We start from the raw sequence: 22,067 nt of genomic DNA, 5'->3' as shown, positions 1-22,067 counted from the left end.
TGCCTCGTTCTGACGCGACCCTAATACCTTAAAAAACCGGTACTACGTTTGCTTTGTCTATATTATCCAGCAGCAAACGATAGGGTTTGCCATCTACTTCCATAACTAACATGTCAGCGTCTATCGCCTGCAACATGCCTTTGAATTTTCTTCTGTTATCTTGTGCTATTGTCAGCTTTACTTCGATTTGCTGACCTACCGCACTCATAAAATGCGCTTCGGTAAACAGTGGTCTGGCTAAACCCGGTGATGACACCTCAAGAGTATACTCAGCAGGAATAGGGTCTTCGACATCCAGCACAGCGCTGACTTCACGACTTACCAAAGCACAATTTTCAACCGTAATACCGTCGCTATGGTCGATATACAACCGCAACGTGGTATGGCGGCCAGCCCGCAGCAACTCAATACCCCATAAATCAAAACCGGCAGCAGTTACTGTCGGGTTCAACAACTCAACCAGTTGTTGTTCTTGTTTAGTCAAAAAGACCTCCGAATACACCAATAAAAAATGGGCATAGCGCCCATTACTGCATAAAACTGACACGCCAGATACGAAAACGCCCCGAACAAGCGGGGCGAATTAACATCCGAACAACACCCATATCGCCAATGAAGTGTTGTTGTAATTTGGTTGCGGGAGCCGGATTTACGACCTTCGCCCTGCGGTTATAAAGAGGAGCCCAAGGGCGCAATCTCGATATAACTGTTTAACCTTAAGTTGGTTGCGGGAGCCGGATTTGAACCGACGACCTTCGGGTTATGAGCCCGACGAGCTACCAGACTGCTCCATCCCGCGTCCGTCTAATGGCGCATATTATATAGCGCCTTGCCTGTTACCGCAAGCCTTGCATTACAAAGCTATTGATTTAGTTGGTGCCGAGAGCGGGACTTGAACCCGCACGTCCGAAGACACTACCCCCTCAAGATAGCGTGTCTACCAATTTCACCACCTCGGCAGAAAAGAGAGGTTAGCCTACCGGAATGTCGCTGTTATCGTCTTTCTTAACCGGGGCCTGTTCAATGGCCGGGGCCGATAAATCCCACTCGTCAACAGGCACACTTTGCTTGGCTGTGTAGTTACCCAGCACTATACTTAACACAAAAAATAAGGTGGCCAGTACAGTGGTGGTTTTGGTTAAGAAGTTGCCAGTGCCTGACGAACCAAATACTGTGGCTGACGCTCCTGCACCAAAGGCCGCGCCCATATCAGCACCCTTGCCGTGCTGAATTAACACCAGACCAATTAAAGCCAATGCCACCAGTAAGTAAACTACAATTATAATCTCGTACATGCTTAGTCCTTTGCGCTTTGGCAAATTTGCATAAATTCATCTGGTTTTAAGCTGGCACCGCCAACTAAAGCACCATCAATATCGGCTTGCGCGAATAACGCCTGGCAATTTGCCGCGTTAACACTGCCACCATATAAAATTCTTACCTTCGCAGCGGCTGCACTATCATACAGTGCCAGCTGCGCGCGGATAAACGCATGGGTTGCCTGCGCTTGCTCCGGTGTTGCCGATTCCCCGGTGCCTATTGCCCAAACCGGTTCATATGCTATCACCGATTTCACCAGCAATTCGGGGTGCGAAGCATACACCGCCGCTAATTGTTTCGCAATAACCTGCTGGGTATTTTCTTGCTGACGCTCAGCTAAAGTTTCACCAATACAAAGCACTGGCGTTAACCCTGCAGCAACTGCCTGCTGCAATTTTGCACAAACCAGCGCATCCGTTTCTGCATAGTATTGCCGACGTTCAGAGTGACCTAATAACACAAAGCTGGCGCCGGCTTCCAGTAGCAGCCCGGCACTCAGCTCTCCGGTATAAGCTCCCTGCTGGTGTTCACTGATATTTTGCGCACCCAGGCTAAAATGTTCACTCACAGGAAAGTGGGCAAGCAAGGTTGCTGGTGGGCAGATTAATACATCCACCGTTGCATTTATGCTCGTTAACTGCTGGGAAACAGCCTCTACCAGTGCCCTGGAACCATTCATTTTCCAGTTGGCAGCGATCAGTTTTTTTGCAGACATAACATGTTTTCCTGATTAAAAGCGCCGGAATACTAACCAAGCCTGGCGCCAAGAACAAGCATTAACAGTAGCATAGCCGGTTAACTGCGGTTTAAATGGCCAAACGATACTTTACGGCTGCACTTAACTGGCCAGCTTGACTGCCGCGGCGATTTGCTCCGCATAGTCACGTACCAGACCTGCATCTTCGCCTTCCACCATTACCCGGATCAGTGGCTCAGTACCGGATTTGCGGATTAACACCCGGCCTTTACCGGCAAGTAAAGTTTCCACTTCGGCTATTTTTTGTTTTACATGCTGTTTTTCAAGTGGCGCGGTGCCTTTCTCAAACTTCACATTCACCAACACCTGCGGCAACTTATGCATGCCTTCGCTTAACTGCGCCAGGCTCTCACCACTGACCAGCATCGCGTTTAACACCTGCAGCGAGGCGATAATGCCATCGCCGGTACAGGCATGATCCAGATTAAGTACATGGCCGGAATTTTCGCCGCCAATACGCCAGTTTTTCTCGCGCAGTAATTCCATCACATACCTGTCGCCAACACCGCTGCGGACGAAAGGAATATTCAGTGCCGCTAACGCCAGTTCCAGCCCCATATTACTCATCAGGGTACCGACCACGCCGCCTTGCAAGGTATTTTCACGCTGGGCGCAGCGGGCAATAATATAAACAATCTCGTCACCGTCCAGCACCCGGCCATGTTGATCAACCATCATTACCCGATCACCGTCGCCGTCATAGGCAATGCCTAAATCAGCCTGCTGTTCTAATACCGTTTGCTGCACTAAATCGGTATGGGTGGCTCCGCATTTGTCATTAATATTAAACCCATCCGGCTTACAGCCAATGGCAATGACTTCGGCACCTAACTCTTTAAATACCGCAGGGGCAATGTGGTAAGTGGCACCATGTGCGCAGTCGATGACAATTTTAAGGCCCTTTAGCGATAAATGATTCTTTAAATGGCTTTTACAAAATTCAATATAACGCCCGGCGGCGTCGTCAATCCGCATGGCGCGGCCCAGGTTCTCCGAGGGCTCGCATACCATCGGCAGTTCCAGCTCATGCTCTATTGCCAGTTCTACCTCATCAGGCAATTTAGTGCCATCGGCTGAGAAAAACTTAATACCGTTGTCGTAATAAGGGTTGTGCGAAGCACTGATCACAATGCCGGCTTCGGCGCGAAAGGTTCGGGTTAAATAGGCGACGGCCGGAGTCGGCATAGGCCCTAACAGCCGCACATCCACACCGGCAGCAACTAAACCTGCTTCTAATGCAGTTTCCAGCAAATAGCCGGAAATGCGGGTATCTTTGCCAATTAACACTTTGCGGGTACCCCGCGCCGACAAAACCCGGCCCGCAGCCCAGCCCAGTTTCATCGCAAATTCAGGCGTTATCGGAAACTCACCAACCCGGCCCCGTACGCCATCGGTACCAAAATATTTTCTTGTCATGCCTCTACTCCATAGCGTACCGCAGTGGCAACCTGCACTGCTTGTACCGTGTCTTTCACATCATGTACCCGGATAATCCGGGCTCCCTGTAATGCTGCAATTGTGGCACAGGCCAGACTGCCTGCCAAACGTTGCTCAACCGCTAAGTTCAGCAACTGGCCCACCATTGATTTACGTGACATCCCCGCCAGCACGGGATAACCCAGTTTAACCAGCTGTTCCAATGCAGCCAACAGCTGATAGTTATGGCTAAGGCTTTTACCAAAGCCAAAACCGGGGTCGAGTATAAGCTGATTTTTAGCGATACCCGCAAACTGACAATCCAGCGCCCGACGTTGCAGATACTTCACCACGTCGGCTACCACATCATCATACCCGGGCTGTAATTGCATAGTGCGTGGTTCACCCTGCATATGCATTAGGCAAACCGGTACATTTAACTCTGCAGCGCAGCTAAGCGCCCCTTCGCCCTGCAACGCCTGTACATCATTGATCATATCGGCGCCAGCCTTAACCGCCGCTGACATCACGCCAGCTTTACTGGTATCCACTGAGATAACGCAGTCAAAGTGCTGACGAATAGCTTCAATCACCGGTACTACTCTGTCTAATTCCTGTTGTAACGGCACAGGCACAGCCCCGGGGCGGGTTGATTCACCGCCAATATCTAAAATAGCGGCACCATCGGCTAACATCTGCCGGGCCTGACGCAGTGCAGCATCGGGCAATAAATGCTGGCCACCATCAGAAAATGAATCAGGTGTAATATTTAAAATGCCCATCACCACAGGGCGGGACAAATCTAACTGGCGCTGGCGGGGAAGAGGGATCAGCATAACGATTACCTTTAACAAGCGTGCTCAAAAAAACAAACCCCGGCATGCCGGGGTTTGGATTATAAACATCGAATGCAGTTAATGCATATGGTTAGTGTAAATTACCTTCTGACGGCTTGTCAGTGGCAACCGGACCATCGCTGTCGGTTTTTGCTTTACCCGCACTGTCATCATCACTGTTACCCTTATCACGCGGCTCCCAGTTTTCAGGCTGACGTACTTCAACGCGTTTCATTAAATCGTCAATTTGTCTGGAATCAATAGTTTCGTATTTCATCAGCGCATCTTTCATCGCATGTAAAATATCCATATTCTGTTCCAGCAGGGTTTTGGCACGAAGGTAATTACGGTCAATAATCTGCTTCACTTCCATATCAATAATGCTGGCCGTTTCATCAGACATATGGTTTGACTTACCCATACTGCGCCCTAAGAATACTTCACCCTCTTCATCCGCGTACAACAGCGGCCCCAGCTTGTCAGAGAAACCCCACTGGGTCACCATGTTACGGGCAATAGAGGTAGCATATTTAATATCTTGCGAGGCACCGGTAGAGACCGCATCGCTACCAAAAATAAGCTCTTCGGCCAAACGCCCGCCATAGGCTACGGAGATTTTACTTTCTAATTTACGCCGGCTGATACTGATAGCATCGGCTTCCGGTAAAAAGAAGGTGACGCCCAGGGCGCGGCCGCGCGGAATAATAGTAACCTTATGTACCGGATCATGCTCCGGTACCAGGCAACCGATAATGGCGTGGCCTGCTTCATGATAAGCCGTCATTTCTTTCTCGGCTTCAGTCATTACCATCGAGCGCCGCTCAGCGCCCATCATAATTTTGTCTTTGGCGCGTTCAAAATCTTCCATGCTGACTACCCGGCTGTTACTACGAGCAGCAAACAGCGCCGCTTCATTCACCAGGTTGGCTAAATCAGCGCCGGAAAAACCCGGCGTGCCACGCGCTATTACGCTGGCTTTAACATCATCTGCTAATGGCACTTTACGCATATGCACTTTTAAAATTTGCTCACGACCACGCACATCCGGCAAACCCACCACTACCTGGCGGTCAAAGCGGCCAGGGCGAAGTAAAGCCGCATCTAGCACGTCCGGCCGGTTAGTGGCTGCAATGATAATTACGCCTTCATTGCCATCAAAACCGTCCATCTCAACCAGCATCTGGTTTAAGGTTTGTTCACGCTCATCGTGACCGCCGCCTAAACCGGCACCACGTTGACGGCCTACCGCATCAATTTCATCAATAAAGATGATACAAGGTGCAGCTTTCTTGGCCTGTTCAAACATATCACGCACCCGGGACGCACCGACACCGACGAACATCTCAACAAAATCAGAACCTGAAATGGTAAAGAATGGCACCTTGGCTTCACCGGCAATCGCTTTTGCCAGCAAGGTTTTACCGGTACCCGGTGGGCCAACCATTAAAATACCTTTTGGAATTTTGCCGCCGAGTTTTTGAAAGCGCGACGGATCTTTTAAATAGTCGACCAGCTCAGACACTTCCTCTTTTGCTTCGTCACAACCGGCAACATCTGCAAAGGTGGTTTTAATCTGGTCTTCACCCATTAAACGCGCTTTGCTTTTACCAAACGACATGGCACCTTTGCCACCGCCGCCCTGCATCTGGCGCATAAAAAAGATCCAGACGCCGATTAACAGCAACATTGGGAACCAGGAAATAAAAATAGTTGCCAACCAGCTACTTTCTTCAGGTTTGGCACCAATTACTCTGACATTATTGCTTAGCAAGTCATCCATCAGCTTAGGATCGTTTACCGGCAATACCGTTTCGAAACGCTCGCCGCTGGCGCGTAAACCGGTGATCACACCGCTGCGTTCAATCTTGACCTCGCGGATCTGGCCCTGATTCACGTCTTTAATAAATTGAGTGTAACTGGTTTGTCTGTCTGCACTTTCACTGGGGCCGAAGCTGTTAAACACCGACATCAGTACTACTGCAATAACCAACCAGACAATCAAATTTTTTGCCATGTCGCTCAAGGTTATAACCTCATTCTTCGCTTAAAAAAAGTTACCGGCTACTGTACTAAACTTTAAAGCCGGTGGCCACGATATATGTTTCCCGCGATCTGGCGCGGGATGAATCGGGCTTACGTATTTTTACTGTGGTGAACTGCGCTCGAACGTCCTTTAAAAAGGCCTCAAAGCCGTCCCCCTGGAACACTTTGACCACAAAACTGCCATTTTGCTTCAAAACTTTTTGGCACATATCCAGCGCCAGCTCTATCAGATACATCGAGCGGGCCTGATCGGTTGTATCATTGCCGCTCATATTCGGTGCCATATCAGATAATACCACATCTACGGTCTTACCGCCGATCCGGCTCAGTAAAGCATTTAACACAGCCTCTTCCCTAAAATCGCCCTGTAAAAACGCCACCCCGGCCAGCGGGTCCATTGGCAGGATATCACAGGCAATAACGGTGCCAGAGGCCCCTACTACACCAACCACATACTGCGACCAGCTACCCGGTGCCGAGCCTAAATCCACTACTGTCATGCCCGGCTTCATCAGCTTATCCTGCTGCTGAATTTCTTCTAACTTAAACGAGGCACGGGAACGCAACCCCAGCTTCTGTGCTTTTTGCACAAAGTGATCATCAAAATGCTCTTTTAACCAACGCGTTGAGCTGGCAGAGCGTTTTTTCTTGGTCATGGTACCACTCTTAAATAGTGTTATGCCTGAGATGGCGCTACAATAGACAAAAATCAAGCTTGAATCCGGATATTCTACCTATATGAGTTTAACCAATAAACAAAAACAATTTTTAAAAGCTAAAGCGCATGAGCTAAAACCGGTTATTTTACTGGGTGGCAATGGCCTTACCGAAGGCGTGGTCGCTGAAATTGAAGTAGCGCTTAGCTTTCATGAGCTGATAAAAATAAAAGTGCCCACTGAAGATCGCGAACAAAAAGTATTGATCATGGATGCGATAATTCGTGAAACCAAAGCCGACAAGGTGCAGGTGATTGGCAAAACCCTGGTGTTGTACCGCCAGAGTGAAGCGAAAAAAATTCAGTTACCACGTGGCTGATTAGCCCGTTAAAAAACCAGCTGCCTGTAACACCTTGCGGGCAGCTTGTTCGTCTGTAGCAACCTGGCTTATCAGGTTTGCCGGCCGGTTAGTTACCTCAGTCGCTTTGACAAACTGCCACATTACTACCGCATTGTCGGCATAGATGGTTTCCACATGGCGCAGATTGTGCGCAAAACACCACTGCGTATTGTCTTTTAGAATACTGAACACGTCAGCCGGGCTTAATTGCCACTGGCGGATATCCAGCACTGCCGCCCAGGGCTCAGTCAGGATCGGTTGTACCAACTGCCGGAATTCCCGCACATAGTCTTTGGCGGTGCGCTCATTCCAGATGCCATCTGCCCGCACCCACAGCGCCCGTTGTTCCAGGCTCAGACTAAAAGTTTGCTTATTTTTCATTTGTTACTCCAGTCAACCAGCCAATACTGTAACCTATCGATGGTAAATCAAAACTCTGACCTGTGGTAAAGTTGGCAAAACGGGCATCCCGGCCCCCGGCTGAAAAAAGAATTTATGCAATTAAGAGACTACCAGCAGCAAGCTGTAAATGCGGCTATCAGCCATTTTCAACACAGCAATCAGTCAGCCGTGATGGTATTGCCTACCGGTGCCGGTAAAAGCCTGGTGCTGGCGGAACTGGCCAGAGTCGCCAGAGGGCGGGTGCTTATTCTGACCCATGTCAAAGAGCTGGTGGCGCAAAATGCCGAGAAAGTAGGCCTGTTAGGCGACAACGGCAGCATCTTCGCCGCCGGCCTGCAGCAAAAAGACAGCTCTGCTAAAACCGTGATTGCCAGCGTCCAGTCTGCGGCGCGTAATCTGGCGCAGTTTAACCAGCCTTTTTCGTTACTTATCATCGACGAGTGCCACCGGGTTAGCCTGGAGGAGAGCAGTCAGTATCAACTGTTGTTTACACATTTACGCCAGCACAACCCCGAACTTAAAATACTTGGCCTTACTGCCACCCCTTACCGCTTGGGCACAGGCTGGATTTACCGCAGCCATTACCACGGCCGGGTAGGCTCGGTTGAGCAGGCCAGTTTCGAGCGCTGTATTTTTGAGTTGCCGCTGCGGCCGTTAATTAATAAGGGATACTTAGCCAAGCCTGTGCTGCTGGATGGCCTGGCAGCCCAGTATGACTTCAGCAGCCTGCAACCGGCCAATAGCCTTGACTACAGCGAGCAGCAAATAGACTCCATTCTTGGCAAAATGGGCCGGGCTACCAAACTGATTGTCGGCCAACTGTGCCAACTGGCCGCCAGTAAACAAGGCATACTGATTTTTGCGGCCACGGTGCGCCACGCCAACGAAGTGCTTAGTCTGCTACAGCAGCATGGCCAGGACGCGGCGCTGCTTACCGCCAGCACGCCCCACAACGAGCGCGACCAGCTGATCAGTGCTTTTAAAGCACAGCAACTGAAAGTTCTGGTGAATGTTGCGGTGTTAACCACAGGTTTCGATGCGCCGCATGTTGATCTGATTGCCATTCTGAGGCCGACAGCCTCGGTTAGCTTATTTCAGCAAATGGTCGGCCGCGGCCTGCGCAGCAGCCCGGCAAAAACACATTGCCTGATCATTGATTACGCCGCTAATGGCTACGATTTATTCTACCCGGAAGTGGGCAGCCCAAGACCCGTCAGCAAAGCCGTGCCGGTACAAGTACCCTGCCCTGAATGTGGCTTTGCCAATATTTTCTGGGGGTTGGTGGATAACGACGGTGATATTATTGAACACTATGGCCGGCGTTGTCAGGGGTTACTGCAACATGCAACCGCCACTGCCCCCCAGCAATGCAGTTATCGCTTTCGCGCCAGAATTTGCCCCGATTGCGGCGCAGAAAACGATATTGCTGCCAGGCAATGCCAGCACTGTCAGTCACAGCTGATTGATCCGGATAAACGCTTAAAAGAAGTATTAAGTCAAAAACACCATCACTTATTTCGTTGCCAGCACATGGTGCTAAGCGAGCAGCAAGGTGTGCTGCAGGTGCAGTATCTCGATAGTGACGGCAACCCGTTTTATCGCCATTTTAAACTGGACACACCCGCCCAGCGCCGGGCGTTATATGCCGTGTTTGTGCAGCCACACAGCCGTACTCCGGGGTTAAAGCAGAAAAACTACCAAAGCGCCAGCGCACTGGTGGCCGATCAGCATACATTCCGCCCACCACAGCTTATGCTGCTGAAGAAAACCAGTAAAGGCTGGCAGCTGCTGGAGAGTTTTTTTGATTACAGTGGCCGCTATCAAACACCTGAGAGTTTGTAAGTTTAAGCTGCCGGGCTATACTAGATAATTATATATTCGGGTTTCCCTTCATCATGAAGCGACCGCTTGGTACATCAATGTTTGCTATAGCGCTGGGTATGGCAGGCCCGGCATTAGCTGCAGATCCTTCCGGCACAGATACAACCCTGATCATTGCCGATGTAGTGAACTGGCTTGGGGCAGACCAGCCGCAAATGCACCAAGCAGCGCTGTTGCAAACTATCCTCGATAACCTGAGCATTCCTTACAGCTCTCAGCAGATAACCCGTAATCGCGCCAGAATATGGGTCAGCGAGCAGCCGCTGGCTTGTATGCCATGGCTGATTAAAACATTAGACAGAGCAGACCGTTTTCAATTTAGCCTACCTTACATGCTAGAAAACTCATTGCGGTTGGTGGTTAAGAAAGATTCCAAATGGGCCGCCACACTGACTGAGCAGCTAAACCATGGCGAAATTTCGCTTCGAGATCTGATGACGCAAAAGCAGCCGCCAGTACTGGGCATTGAATCTAACCGCAGCTACGGCACCCAGGCCGACATATTACTGCAAGGGCTCAAAGATTTTCCTGCTGTATACACCCGAACCAGCTCCAGCAATCAAATCACTGAGCTTCTGCCCATGCTACAGCGTGAATTTGTAGATATTATCATTGAATATGAAACCCTGTTAATCAACCAGGATGAGCAACTCGTCTATTTTGCTTTTAAGGAAACAGAGCCGTTTCAGCTCGGCCATTTTGCCTGCTCCAATACTGCAGCAATGACCGAGTTAATGCCATTGCTGAATCAAGCGATCCGCACCCTTACCCAGGACCCTGCGTACCAACAGCTTATGCTACAGGGCATTCCAGCCAGTCAGCATAAAAACGCGCTACTTTACCTGCAACAAGCGCCGTAGAAGTAAGTAGGCAGATATCAGCAGCAACTGCCACTTACACTGCCTCTATACTCTCTGCTTTTTTGACTACAGCGGCCGCTATCACAACAGCGCGACTTTCTCCGGCTCAACTGACTGAACCGGCTTCTGGCGCTGTTACAGCGGGCTGCTGGTGTTGCAGTCGCTGAAACAAGGCGCTTAACAACACCAGGCTCAGCCCCAGACCGATAAAGGATGCTGCCCTTAATAAACCGCTCAGTTCATTTAAATCAAAAATAAACACCTTTAGCACCACGGCAAATAACAAGGCAAAACCGGCCTTACGAAGTTTTGCCAGGCGCCTTAATTCCGCCAGCACCACCACTAACACCGCCAGCACTAAAAACACCAGCGAATAGCTGTAGTGCTCAGCGTTACTGCTAGCCAATGCCAGGTTAATGCCCGGCCCTTGCCAGAAATGGCGCACACTGCCAATCAGAAACAACAGCGCCAACCCGGCCGCCAGATAATAGCCGCCAGGCTGGTAACGATTCACCACTTGCTGTTTTGCCCCCAGCCTGGCCAGCAAATAGCACAGCAACGCCGGCAGGCCCCATAGAAACAACAGTAAATTCAGCAACGGCCAGCGCCCCAGCGCCTGATCGCTGAAAAACGGGTTCAGGCTGGTGTTCAGCTGCAGTTGCAGCAGTCCGGCCAGCACCAGTAATACGCCGGCCGCCAGCCGATACAACCGTTGCAATGCGCCGGCCTGATAGCTGCGCCATTGATACACCAGCGCCAGCAATAACCAGTTAAAACTGTGTACCACCATGGTAGTAAAATTCAGCTGATTAAAATCCAGTACCTGGGCATTTAACCAATACTGGGTTTGCACGCTGATAAATACCGCCAGCAAGTGCAGACAAGCCCCTTCCAGCACTGCTTGTAAGGCACTGCCGCGCCACAACCACCAGCCAGTAAGCAGACAGCCCAGGGTTAGCGGATACACCACTAGCGACCAGTGCAGCCCGAGCATGGTAATGCCCTCATAACTGCCCGTCAGTGGCGCTAACGTCAGGCGCAGCAATATCAGCGCCAATAAGCCTTTAACCAGCCAGGCGGGCAAGGGTAGCCGCGCTTTAAAACTTAACAGCGACATCAGCACCAGTTGCACGGCAATCGCCACAGTAAGCGCGGCCGCCTGCAAGTACAGGGCAAAACAAAACGTCAGCGCAAAATTCGCGCCAGCACTGTGAATAAAGGCCAGTGCCGCTAAGCTGGTGCGATGAGCCAGTAGCGCCTGCAACATCACCAGTAAGGCGGCAAACAGCATCCAGGCCGGTTGCAGTTGCTGTTGAACCGCTGCGCTTGCCAGATGATAGCTCAGCCCCAGCAACAGCACAGGTAATACCGCCAGTACCGCTGACCACTGCAGCCGGTTAGCCAGCCAGACCCGCACTAACAATGGCGCGCACAACAGCAGCAGCAACAGTTGCGTTTGCAGCAAGCTGCCACTAAACCAATCTAGTAATGGCTCCAGCAAAGATGGCGGCTGAATGGGGTTTAACGCGGCCCAGCAAAGCGCCAGACCACCACCGGCCCAGAGCCATAGCTCAGAGCGGCCATCGCTCAGCGCCATCAGATACAACAGTGTGATCAGAGCAACCAGCGCTATATAGCTGATAGGGTTATTAAATTGCCATAGGCAACAGACGCTAAGTAGAAGTAATACCGCACCCAGGCCATGCTCGCGCAGTGGTGGCCACCAGTGTGCCAGCGGCACGCTGGCCAGTCGCAACCTCTGGCCGCGCCAGCCAATTCGCGGCAACCATACCAGCAACACCATGCTAAGCAGTAACGCCAGCCACAGCAGCCAAACCTGCCCTGGCGCAGCACTGCCAAGCGCCGCCAGCAACCATAAACAATGGGCAGCCATCGGCAAGTACCATAGCCAGGGCCGGCGCACCCGTTGTTCAACCAATACCGACGAGCTGGTAATAACCCCGACATATAACAACAACGCCAGTAAATTATTACTGCCGGTATTGACCAGTAAGGGCACAGCATAGGCTCCTACAATACCAATAACGGCTAAAATCGACCCCTGGCGTAATGAAAACCACGACGCGCTAAGCGCCACCAGCGCCAGTAAAGCAAAGGTGAGCCCTGCCGGTAACAGCTGATAAAACTGATACGCCATTAACAACGCCGCATACAGGGTAATAAAGCCGGCACTGGCCAGCGCCGCCGGTATGTAATTATCTAAAGCCTGACTAAACAGCCGCTTGCGGTGCAACCATTCGCTGCCAGCTACCAGCAGTAACCCCATGGCCACACCACTGACAATTCGCAAGGTAGGCGAGAACCAGCCAGCGTCGAGCGAGTGACGCACCAGAAAAATACCGCCAAACGCCAGCGCCAGCCCGCCCAGCCATACCATGCCACGATCAATCAACTGCCGCTCCAGCCAGCCCAGCCAGTTTGCTGGCGCTTGGAGTTCTGCCTGCGAGCCAGCCTGTTGCACAGACCTGCTGGCAGGAGCCAGAGTCATATCGATGGTTGTGGTAGCACGCAGGTTGACAGAAAGAGGCGTAATTATTTCAGCAGTGATGGTATCTGCCGACGCAGCTTTCATAACAGGCTTAATTGCCGGCTCAGTGTCTGAGGTAACAGCAGCTTTCGTAACTTGTGCAGAGGCGTTATTGTCCGCAGTTGGCTGCAGCTGCATAGCCAGCATTGCCAGTTGCTGGCGTACCCCACTCAGTTGCACCATAGCAACAATGCCACATACCGAGCCAACCAGTACCAGCAATACCGCTAACACCGCCATCAATTCAAACATGCTGCGCTTCCATTCTTAACGTTACTGCAGCATAAAAATTGTGCGCTATTAAAGCAAATTTATCTTTTTGGTTCTCGGCGGTTACAGCTCTGTGCCAAGTTGGCGCAAATACGCCTGCATAAAGGCAATTCGCTTTTCGGCCTCGGCTTTGGCTGATGCAGTATGCATGGTACCGGCCAGTTTAAATAACTTGTTATAAAAATGATCAATGGCATAGCTGCCATCATCAGGCTGGCGCTGCGTACAAAACGGATCCTCACTCTGGTAAAGGCCGACGCCTAAGCTGGTATTAACTTGCAAACATCTGGCAATGCCAATGGCGCCAAGCGCATCTAACCTGTCAGCATCCTGCACAATTTTTGCTTCCAAACTGTGTGGCGGCACATTGGCACTGAAACTATGCGCCACTATCGCATGCCTCACCGCTTCAAAATACACAGCCGGGTAACCAATTGACGAGAGAAAACCAATAGCTTTCTCTGCAGCCACGCCAGAGCTTTGCGCACGTTCAGGGTGATTTTTAGGAAATGAAAAGCAGTCATGCAAATACGCCGAGGGTAACACCACTTCCAGGCAGGCCCCTTCTTGTTCAGTCAGGTTTTTGGCCGTGCTCACTACTCTTAAAACATGGTTCAGATCATGAGCGATATCCTGGCGCATTTCAGTTTGAATATAGTCAACAAACTGCTTTTCATACTGCATCATTGCACAGCAACGTGCATAGAAAAGCGCACCGGGTGAAACTTAGCAAGCGCTGTTATATCGTTGGTATAAACAAAGGCACCATGTCTTGCTGCGCTGTTCATTAGCTCTTCTCCAGCATATTTATCGCGACACTTTATAACGTCGTGCTTATAGGCGCAAACCATTACCGTACAAAAACCACAAGGTATTTATTGTCGGGTATGCATTGACAGTAAGCTGGCTACTCCATTAATTTAGCCGCAGTTACGCCACTTTTTTGAATTGCGGGTGTAGTTCAATGGTAGAACGAAAGCTTCCCAAGCTTTAAACACGGGTTCGATTCCCGCCACCCGCTCCAACTTTCAATCCTAAATATTTTTACGCTTTTTTGTCACAGCACTTCAGGCTGCCGGTACTTAGTAATGTCACTCACTTATTACTAAGGAACACGTATGAACAGCACTAAAAAACAACCCGGTTTCTGGACCTACTTCGCCATTACGATGACTATCGTTGCCGGTATGCTCAGCAGTAATCTGAAAGCCGACACGACACCAGCCAGTAGTTTTAACGTCGAGGTTATCGGCAGTGGTAAGCCGGTGATTCTGATCCCGGGGTTACTGTCTGACGCCCGGGTATGGCGGCAAACCGCACTGTATCAGCAACAAATTGATACTATCGCCAGGGCTACACTTGAGTTTAATGCCGACTCACGGCATTTTATCATGCTGGATCAACCCGATTGGCTTACCCAACGCATCGCTGCAGCCTTAAAGGACTAACACTATGAGCATGTCGATTACCGAGCAGCAACTGCTACCAGATGTGACAGCGGCACAGCAGGGTGATATTAATGCCTTTAGCCGGCTGGTAACGCGCTGCCAGCGCAGTATCAGCAGCATAGCGCTGGCCATCGTCAAAGACTTAGATGCCAGCGAAGATATTACCCAGCAGGTGTTTATTCACTGCTGGCAACAGCTGCCCAGCTTGCAAAACCCAGCCAGCTTTTTACCCTGGCTGCGCCAGGTTACCCGTTACCGCGCCTTTAATTATCTGCGGGATAATAAAGTCAACCGCAAAGTAGGTGGTGAGCAAGCAGAAGCCATATTGGCCGGGTTTGCCAGCGACACTGAGCTCAGTGACGACTTAGCTCAAACTCAGCAAAACCAGATAATGGCGGATTTTATCAGCCAGTTACCGGCAGATAGCCGGGAAATTGTGCTGCTGTTTTACCGCGAAGAGCAAAACAGCCAGCAGGTAGCTGAGCTTCTGGGGCTAAGCGAGAGCAATGTGCGCAAAAAATTGCAGCGGGTGCGAGAGTTATTAAAAGAACAGCTACTGGCCAAATACGGCAAGCTTATTTTAAGCACTGCACCAGGGCTGGGCTTAACCACCGCCATCTGCAGTGCACTAACGCTGGCCAGCCCACCGGTGGCCGCCGCATCAGCCAGTGCCTTTGCTGCTAACAGCAGTGGCCTGGCCAAATTCGGCTGGCTGTTTGGCGGCGCTATGCTCGGCGCGCTGGGCGGGGTGCTGGGGGTGATACTGGGTATGCGCCAGCCGTTAAAGCGGGCCGAAAGTATACAGGAGCGGCAGCAGCTACTGAAATACCGCAATATCAGTATTGGCTGGGTGCTACTGAGCGGTATTTTGCTTGCGCTGGCCTATCAGTTTACCGCTGGCGCAGTGGCACCGGTGCTTAGCTTCAGCCTGTTGTTAGCCGGCCTCGCTTATCTGCAATATGGGGTCTGGCGAAGCATTAAACCGCGCTTACAAGCCAGGGCACAACAGGATGAAAAAGCAAAAAAAACCTATCAGCGTAACCGCTTATGGTGCTGGATTGGCATGCTTGGTGGTGGTGTAGCCGGCTATAGCGGCTTAATTATTGGCTTAATGTGCAGTGGCCGCTGGTTCTGGGGCTAAAAAAACGCCAGGGCTAGCCTGGCGTTTTTTTATTCCAACCGGCTAACACCGTTAGATATATTTAACGTCGGTAATTTCAAACTCCACCACGCCTTTGGGCGTAGTAATGTTAACCACATCGTCAGTTGTTTTACCAATCAAACCACGGGCGATCGGCGAATTGACCGAAATCAGGTTATTTTTGATATCGGCTTCGTCGTCACCGACAATCCGATAAGTGACTTGTTCGTCCGTATCCAGATTTAAAATGGTGACGGTTGAACCAAAAATCACCTTGCCGGTATTGGGCATTTTACTGATATCGATGATCTGGGCGTTGGATAACTTGCCTTCAATATCCTGAATGCGGCCTTCACAAAAACCCTGCTGCTCACGGGCAGCATGATATTCGGCATTTTCTTTTAAATCGCCATGGGCGCGCGCTTCGGCAATTGCCTGAATAATTATCGGCCGTTTTACCGATTTAAGCTCATGCAGCTCCAGGCGCAATGCTTCTGCACCCTGCACTGTCATCGGAATTTGACTCATCCGTTCACTCTCTTATGTAATTCCTGAATAGAATTAACGTTAGTAAAAGCACTGGCCGCATTCGCTTTACAAGTGGCGAAGGCGGCGTTCAGCGTTGTAGTATAGTTAGCTTTATGCTGCAGTGCACCACGGCGTAAAACTTTAGAGTCTTCAATCGCCTGGCGCCCTTCAGTGGTGTTAACTATGTAGCTGTACTCGCCGTTTTTAATCCGGTCCAGAATATGCGGCCGGCCTTCGTATACTTTGTTAACAGTACGGCAAGGCACACCGGCTGCTGTCAGTGCTTTGGCGGTGCCGCCAGTGGCATCCAGCTCAAAACCAATTTCAACCATCCGTCTGGCCAGTTCAACCACCCGCACTTTATCGCTGTCGCGTACCGAAAGCAAGGCTCGGCCACCGGTCGGGATCAGCGTACCGGCACCCAGCTCACCTTTGGCAAAAGCCTCTTCAAAGGTATCACCAATGCCCATTACTTCGCCAGTCGAGCGCATTTCAGGGCCAAGGATAGGGTCTACACCCGGGAACTTGTTAAACGGTATCACCACTTCTTTCACCGAGAAATACGGCGGAATGATTTCGCGGGTAATGCCCTGAGCAGCCAGCGACTGACCCACCATACAACGGGCACCCACTTTGGCTACGGCAACACCAGTGGCTTTTGATACAAAAGGCACGGTGCGGGCGGCACGCGGATTCACTTCGATTAAATACACTTCGTTGTCTTTTACCGCAAACTGGGTATTCATTAAACCCACGACACCCAGCTCCAGCGCCAGCTTTTTCACCTGGTCGCGCATTACATCCTGGATCTCTTTACTCAGGCTATGCGGTGGCAAGCTGCAGGCCGAATCACCTGAGTGTACCCCGGCTTGCTCGATATGCTCCATAATGCCGCCGATGATCACTTCGGTGCCGTCACAAATGGCGTCAATATCAACCTCAATCGCATCATCCAGGAAGTTATCCAGCAGCACCGGCGAGTCATTCGACACACTTACCGCTTCGGTCATATAGCGGCGCAAATCCTGATCGTCATAAACGATTTCCATCGCCCGGCCACCCAGCACGTAAGAAGGCCGTACCACCATCGGAAAACCAATTTCATGGGCGCGTGACAGCGCTTCTTCCACGCTGGTCACCGTCGCATTTTGCGGCTGTTTTAAGCCTAAACGCTCTACTGCCTGCTGGAAACGCTCACGGTCTTCAGCGCGGTCAATCGCATCCGGCGAGGTGCCGATAATCGGCACGCCATTAGCCTCCAGAGCGCGGGCTAATTTTAATGGCGTCTGGCCGCCATATTGCACGATCACGCCTTTGGGCTGTTCAATACGCACGATTTCCAGCACGTCTTCCAGCGTAATAGGCTCAAAATACAAGCGATCTGAGGTATCGTAGTCGGTTGATACGGTTTCCGGGTTACAGTTCACCATAATGGTTTCATAACCGTCTTCGCGCAGTGCTAAGGCCGCATGCACACAGCAATAATCGAACTCGATACCCTGACCAATGCGGTTAGGGCCACCGCCGATAATCATAATTTTATCGCGCTTAGTCGGCGCGGCTTCACACTCTTCATCATAGGTGCTGTACATGTAGGCGGTGTCAGAGGCAAACTCAGCGGCGCAAGTATCTACCCGCTTGTACACCGGGTGTAACTTGTAGCCATGGCGCTTTTTGCGCACTTCGTTTTCACTGACGCCCAGTACATCTGCAATGCGCGCATCAGCGAAACCCTTACGCTTTAAACGCTTTAAGCGGGCTTCGTCCAGGGCGGCAAAACCGTCTGTTGCTAATAACTGCTCTTCTTTGACTAAATCTTCAATTTGCACCAGGAACCAGCGGTCGATATTGGTCAGGGTGAAAATCTCATCCATGCTCATGCCAAAGCGAAACGCATCAGCAATGTACCAGATGCGGTGTGAGCCAGGCTCGCGCAGCTCGCGGGTCAGTTTTTCTTTGGCTTCCGGCTGCTGAATATCAATAATTGGATCCAGACCCGACACACCAATTTCCAAACCGCGCAGCGCTTTTTGCAGCGATTCCTGCTGGTTACGGCCAATGGCCATCACTTCGCCGACTGACTTCATCTGGGTGGTTAAGCGATCGTTGGCACCGGCAAATTTTTCAAAGTTAAAGCGTGGCACCTTGGTGACCACATAATCGATGCTTGGCTCAAACGACGCCGGGGTGCGGCCACCGGTAATATCGTTCGCCAGTTCATCCAGCGTATAACCGACCGCCAGCTTGGCAGCTACCTTGGCAATCGGAAAGCCGGTAGCTTTAGAGGCCAGCGCCGATGAGCGTGATACCCGCGGGTTCATCTCGATGATCACCATGCGGCCATCCACCGGGTTAATGCCAAACTGCACATTTGAGCCGCCGGTTTCCACGCCGATTTCGCGCAGTACCGCCAACGAGGCATTACGCATGATCTGGTATTCTTTGTCGGTCAGGGTTTGTGCTGGCGCCACAGTAATAGAGTCGCCGGTGTGCACGCCCATCGGGTCGAAGTTTTCAATGGCACAAACGATAATGCAGTTATCGTTTTTATCACGTACCACTTCCATTTCGTACTCTTTCCAACCAATTAACGATTCATCAATCAGCAGCTCATTGGTTGGCGATAAATCGAGGCCGCGGGTACAAATTTCTTCAAATTCTTCGCGGTTGTATGCTATACCGCCGCCTGAGCCACCCATGGTGAACGACGGCCGGATAATACACGGAAACCCAATGTCTTCCAGTACCTGATAGGCTTCTTCCATAGAATGGGCGAAACCGGCACGCGGGCAGGCCAGGCCAATAGAGCGCATGGCTTTATCAAAGCGGCCGCGGTCTTCGGCTTTGTCGATAGCATCGGCGGTGGCACCAATCATTTCGACATTGTATTTGGCCAGCACACCATAGCGCTCAAGTTCCAGCGCACAGTTCAGCGCGGTTTGGCCGCCCATGGTTGGCAACACAGCACAGGGCCGCTCTTTTTCAATAATTTTTTCGACCACTTGCCAGTGGATCGGCTCAATGTAGGTGGCATCAGCCATTTCCGGATCGGTCATAATGGTCGCCGGGTTCGAGTTAACCAGAATAACCCGGTACCCCTCTTCGCGCAGCGCTTTGCAGGCCTGAGCGCCTGAATAGTCAAATTCACAGGCCTGGCCGATAACGATAGGGCCGGCGCCTATGATCAGAATGCTTTTTATGTCGGTACGTTTTGGCATCGCAGCTATATCTCCGTAATTCGTGTTTGCTTAGGCTTTATGCTGTTGCATCAGCGCAATAAAGTGGTCGAACAGCTCAGCGGCTTCATGCGGACCCGGACTGGCTTCAGGGTGGCCCTGAAAACTAAATGCCGGCTTGTCGGTGCGGTGAATGCCCTGCAAAGAACCATCAAACAGCGATTTATGGGTGGCCCTTAAACTGGCCGGTAAGGTGGCTTCATCTACCGCAAAACCGTGGTTTTGCGCAGTGATCAGCACTTTTTTAGTGTCGAGATTTTGCACCGGGTGGTTAGCACCGTGGTGGCCAAATTTCATTTTCGAGGTTTTAGCACCACTGGCCAGCGCCAGTAACTGATGGCCTAAACAAATACCAAACAGCGGGATATCATTGTCTAACAAGGTTTTAATAGCGTCGATAGCATACTCACAAGGGGCCGGATCGCCAGGGCCATTCGACAAGAAAACGCCGTCAGGGTTAAGCGCCAATACCTCACTGGCCGGAGTTTGCGCCGGCACCACAGTCAGCTTGCAGCCGCGATCGGCCAGCATGCGCAAAATATTGCGCTTTACGCCAAAATCATAAGCAACGACATGAAACTGCTGCGCCGCGGCTGGCCGGTGGCCTTCACCTAACAGCCAACTGCCTTCAGTCCACTGATAGGGTTGTTTAACGCTGACTTCTTTGGCTAAATCCATACCGGCTAAACCGGCAAAGCCCTGGGCCAGTTGCAGTGCTTTGGCTTGATCCAGATTATCACCTGCCATAATGCAGCCGTTTTGGGCGCCTTTTTCACGCAGAATACGGGTAAGCTTACGGGTGTCGATATCGGCGATGCCAAGAATGTTATGTTGTGACAAGTATTGACTAAGAGAGAGTTGGTTACGAAAGTTACTGGCTAACAGAGGAAGGTCACGGATAATCAGGCCCTTGGCCCAGACTTGTCCGGATTCTTCGTCTTCACTATTGGTGCCGGTATTACCAATGTGCGGGTAAGTAAGTGTTACAATCTGCTCTGCGTATGAGGGATCAGTCAATATTTCCTGATACCCGGTCATCGAGGTGTTAAACACCACCTCACCTACAGAAACTCCTTCAGCGCCAATGGCTGTACCGTGAAATACGGTGCCGTCTTCCAGTACGAGCAGGGCGGACTTAGTCAAAATAACCTCCAAACAGCAAAAAACGGGCGAAAACTCACTGTGTTTACAACCCGTTTTGACCCAAAATTCTTATCCCGTTGTTATCGGGTGAGAGGCCCGGGCAAATGGCGCAAGCCAGAGGCCGGGCAAACCTGCTTATTTTAGGCGAAAAGCGTACTTTTGGCTATGGCTATTTTATTTTTTTACAAAAATACCTGCTTTAACACGTTTTTATCTTTAGTTGCTCAAAAGCTTATGTTAAGTCGGCCAATCCCAGCACTTGTTGCATAGAATAAAGTCCTGGCTGTTTATTTTGCAACCACAAAGCAGCGCGCAGTGCGCCTTGGGCAAAGGTGTTACGGCTGGAAGCTTTGTGGCTGATTTCCAGCCTTTCACCTAAATCTGCAAACAGGGCAGTATGATCGCCAATAATATCGCCACCGCGCACCGTGGCAAAGCCGATACTTTGTTGCTTGCGCTCACCGGTAATGCCCTCACGGCCATACACCGCCACCTGGCTTAAATCGCGGCCCAGGGTTTTGGCAATAGTGGCGCCAATGGCCATAGCCGTGCCCGAGGGCGCGTCTTTTTTATAGCGGTGATGCGCTTCAATAATTTCAATATCAGCTGTCTGACCCATTACCCGTGCCGCGGTTTGCACCAGATGCAGCAGCAGGTTAACGCCAACGCTCATATTAGGTGCCCAAACGATAGGTATATGCTCACTGGCTTGCTGTAGCTGCTGATACTGTGCATCGGTTAAGCCGGTAACACCTATTACCATGGCTTTTTTCGCCGCCACCGCTAACTGCAGATGCGTCAGCATAGCCTCGGGCATGGTAAAGTCGACCCAGATGTCGGCACTGTTAATGCTATTCGTGCCCGTTTCGCTTAACGCCAGCCCCAGCTTGCCACAACCGGCCAACTCACCGGCATCGACGCCAATTAATGACGAACCGGCACGCACAGTGGCCGCAGTTAAGTTTAACTGCTGCTCGTTGGCAACAGTGGTAAGGGCGCGACCCATGCGGCCGTTCGCGCCGAAAATTCCAATAGCTGGCATAATTTACTCTGAAAATAATGAACAATGGCGGCTATTAAAGCAAAAGCCGCTATTAGTAGGAAGTAAAATAGCCATCTTAATGGCTATTTCTGACTAATTATAAATGATAGCTCGTAGTCCGGGTCCTAACACCTGCCGGG

General features: G+C 51.0%; 19 protein-coding genes and 3 tRNA genes. 6 read left to right on the top strand and 16 right to left on the bottom strand.

The window, feature by feature from the left end:
- Window positions 1–28: 28 nt before the first annotated feature.
- The 9 genes from rimP to rlmE form a co-directional block, all read right to left on the bottom strand.
- Window positions 29–484, bottom strand: a complete 456-nt coding sequence (gene rimP / locus WG68_RS01040) for a ribosome maturation factor RimP (RefSeq protein WP_046555970.1) — start codon at window positions 482–484, stop codon at window positions 29–31.
- Between the two features lie 238 nt (window positions 485–722).
- Window positions 723–799: transfer RNA gene (locus WG68_RS01035), tRNA-Met, on the bottom strand.
- Window positions 800–874: 75 nt separating this feature from the next.
- A tRNA-Leu gene (locus WG68_RS01030) sits at window positions 875–959 on the bottom strand.
- Window positions 960–971: 12 nt separating this feature from the next.
- The gene (secG, locus tag WG68_RS01025) at window positions 972–1,295 is read right to left on the bottom strand and encodes a preprotein translocase subunit SecG (RefSeq protein ID WP_046555790.1); all 324 of its coding nucleotides are present in this window, start codon (window positions 1,293–1,295) and stop codon (window positions 972–974) included.
- Window positions 1,296–1,297: 2 nt separating this feature from the next.
- Entirely contained in the window at window positions 1,298–2,035 is a 738-nt protein-coding gene (gene tpiA, locus WG68_RS01020) for a triose-phosphate isomerase (RefSeq protein WP_046555789.1), read from the bottom strand.
- Window positions 2,036–2,158: 123 nt separating this feature from the next.
- The gene (glmM, locus tag WG68_RS01015) at window positions 2,159–3,493 is read right to left on the bottom strand and encodes a phosphoglucosamine mutase (protein WP_046555788.1); all 1,335 of its coding nucleotides are present in this window, start codon (window positions 3,491–3,493) and stop codon (window positions 2,159–2,161) included.
- Window positions 3,490–4,329: a dihydropteroate synthase gene (gene folP / locus WG68_RS01010; protein ID WP_046555787.1), complete on the bottom strand. Its 840-nt coding sequence runs from the start codon at window positions 4,327–4,329 to the stop codon at window positions 3,490–3,492. The genes glmM and folP overlap by 4 nt, the downstream gene beginning before the upstream one ends.
- Before the next feature lie 91 nt (window positions 4,330–4,420).
- Window positions 4,421–6,352, bottom strand: a complete 1,932-nt coding sequence (gene ftsH, locus WG68_RS01005; RefSeq protein ID WP_046555786.1) for an ATP-dependent zinc metalloprotease FtsH — start codon at window positions 6,350–6,352, stop codon at window positions 4,421–4,423.
- A 46-nt stretch (window positions 6,353–6,398) separates the two neighbouring features.
- On the bottom strand, window positions 6,399–7,028 hold the full coding sequence (rlmE, locus tag WG68_RS01000; protein WP_046555785.1) for a 23S rRNA (uridine(2552)-2'-O)-methyltransferase RlmE: 630 nt from the start codon (window positions 7,026–7,028) through the stop codon (window positions 6,399–6,401).
- 82 nt (window positions 7,029–7,110) lie between these two features.
- Here rlmE and yhbY point away from each other — a divergent pair, with 82 nt between their 5' ends.
- Complete coding sequence (gene yhbY / locus WG68_RS00995) at window positions 7,111–7,407, top strand: ribosome assembly RNA-binding protein YhbY (RefSeq protein ID WP_019675844.1); 297 nt, start codon at window positions 7,111–7,113, stop codon at window positions 7,405–7,407.
- Here the strand turns inward: yhbY and WG68_RS00990 are convergent, their stop codons facing one another.
- Window positions 7,408–7,809 (bottom strand): hypothetical protein, encoded by a 402-nt coding sequence (locus tag WG68_RS00990; protein WP_046555784.1) that lies wholly within the window; start codon window positions 7,807–7,809, stop codon window positions 7,408–7,410. It abuts the gene before it with no gap.
- Between the two features lie 114 nt (window positions 7,810–7,923).
- Between WG68_RS00990 and WG68_RS00985 the strand changes: the two genes are divergently transcribed.
- Together WG68_RS00985 and WG68_RS00980 are read left to right on the top strand one after the other, a co-directional pair.
- Window positions 7,924–9,672: a DEAD/DEAH box helicase gene (locus WG68_RS00985; protein ID WP_046555783.1), complete on the top strand. Its 1,749-nt coding sequence runs from the start codon at window positions 7,924–7,926 to the stop codon at window positions 9,670–9,672.
- Between the two features lie 53 nt (window positions 9,673–9,725).
- Window positions 9,726–10,571 carry a type 2 periplasmic-binding domain-containing protein gene (locus WG68_RS00980; RefSeq protein WP_152663003.1) on the top strand — a complete coding sequence of 282 codons (846 nt, stop codon included), beginning with the start codon at window positions 9,726–9,728 and terminating at the stop codon, window positions 10,569–10,571.
- Window positions 10,572–10,677: 106 nt separating this feature from the next.
- Here the strand turns inward: WG68_RS00980 and WG68_RS00975 are convergent, their stop codons facing one another.
- Window positions 10,678–13,371 carry a DUF2339 domain-containing protein gene (locus tag WG68_RS00975; protein ID WP_046555781.1) on the bottom strand — a complete coding sequence of 898 codons (2,694 nt, stop codon included), beginning with the start codon at window positions 13,369–13,371 and terminating at the stop codon, window positions 10,678–10,680.
- Window positions 13,372–13,452: 81 nt separating this feature from the next.
- Window positions 13,453–14,076: an HD domain-containing protein gene (locus tag WG68_RS00970; protein WP_046555780.1), complete on the bottom strand. Its 624-nt coding sequence runs from the start codon at window positions 14,074–14,076 to the stop codon at window positions 13,453–13,455.
- 263 nt (window positions 14,077–14,339) lie between these two features.
- On the opposite strand from WG68_RS00970, the gene WG68_RS00965 reads away from it, so the two are divergent.
- The 3 genes from WG68_RS00965 (at window position 14,340) to WG68_RS00955 (ending at window position 15,978) form a co-directional block, all read left to right on the top strand.
- Window positions 14,340–14,413 (top strand) — tRNA-Gly (locus WG68_RS00965).
- A gap of 94 nt (window positions 14,414–14,507) precedes the next feature.
- A complete protein-coding gene (locus tag WG68_RS00960) occupies window positions 14,508–14,837 on the top strand; it encodes a hypothetical protein (RefSeq protein WP_046555779.1) in 330 nt (109 codons plus the stop codon).
- A gap of 4 nt (window positions 14,838–14,841) precedes the next feature.
- Complete coding sequence (locus WG68_RS00955; protein WP_046555778.1) at window positions 14,842–15,978, top strand: RNA polymerase sigma factor; 1,137 nt, start codon at window positions 14,842–14,844, stop codon at window positions 15,976–15,978.
- A 51-nt stretch (window positions 15,979–16,029) separates the two neighbouring features.
- On the opposite strand, the gene greA is transcribed toward WG68_RS00955, so the two are convergent.
- The 4 genes from greA to dapB form a co-directional block, all read right to left on the bottom strand.
- The gene (greA, locus tag WG68_RS00950) at window positions 16,030–16,506 is read right to left on the bottom strand and encodes a transcription elongation factor GreA (protein ID WP_046555777.1); all 477 of its coding nucleotides are present in this window, start codon (window positions 16,504–16,506) and stop codon (window positions 16,030–16,032) included.
- On the bottom strand, window positions 16,503–19,724 hold the full coding sequence (gene carB / locus WG68_RS00945) for a carbamoyl-phosphate synthase large subunit (RefSeq protein WP_046555776.1): 3,222 nt from the start codon (window positions 19,722–19,724) through the stop codon (window positions 16,503–16,505). Before carB ends, greA begins: the two co-directional genes overlap by 4 nt.
- A gap of 30 nt (window positions 19,725–19,754) precedes the next feature.
- Window positions 19,755–20,885: a glutamine-hydrolyzing carbamoyl-phosphate synthase small subunit gene (gene carA, locus WG68_RS00940; RefSeq protein ID WP_046555775.1), complete on the bottom strand. Its 1,131-nt coding sequence runs from the start codon at window positions 20,883–20,885 to the stop codon at window positions 19,755–19,757.
- Between the two features lie 232 nt (window positions 20,886–21,117).
- Window positions 21,118–21,927: a 4-hydroxy-tetrahydrodipicolinate reductase gene (dapB, locus tag WG68_RS00935; protein ID WP_046555774.1), complete on the bottom strand. Its 810-nt coding sequence runs from the start codon at window positions 21,925–21,927 to the stop codon at window positions 21,118–21,120.
- Between the last annotated feature and the right edge of the window lie 140 nt (window positions 21,928–22,067).

It is taken from the genome of Arsukibacterium ikkense (genome assembly GCF_000987775.1).
In the GTDB taxonomy this organism is placed as follows: Bacteria; Pseudomonadota; Gammaproteobacteria; order Enterobacterales; family Alteromonadaceae; genus Alishewanella; species Alishewanella ikkense.
The sequence above is the reverse complement of the archived record's forward strand: the minus strand, read 5'-3'. Positions and strand labels throughout refer to the sequence as shown.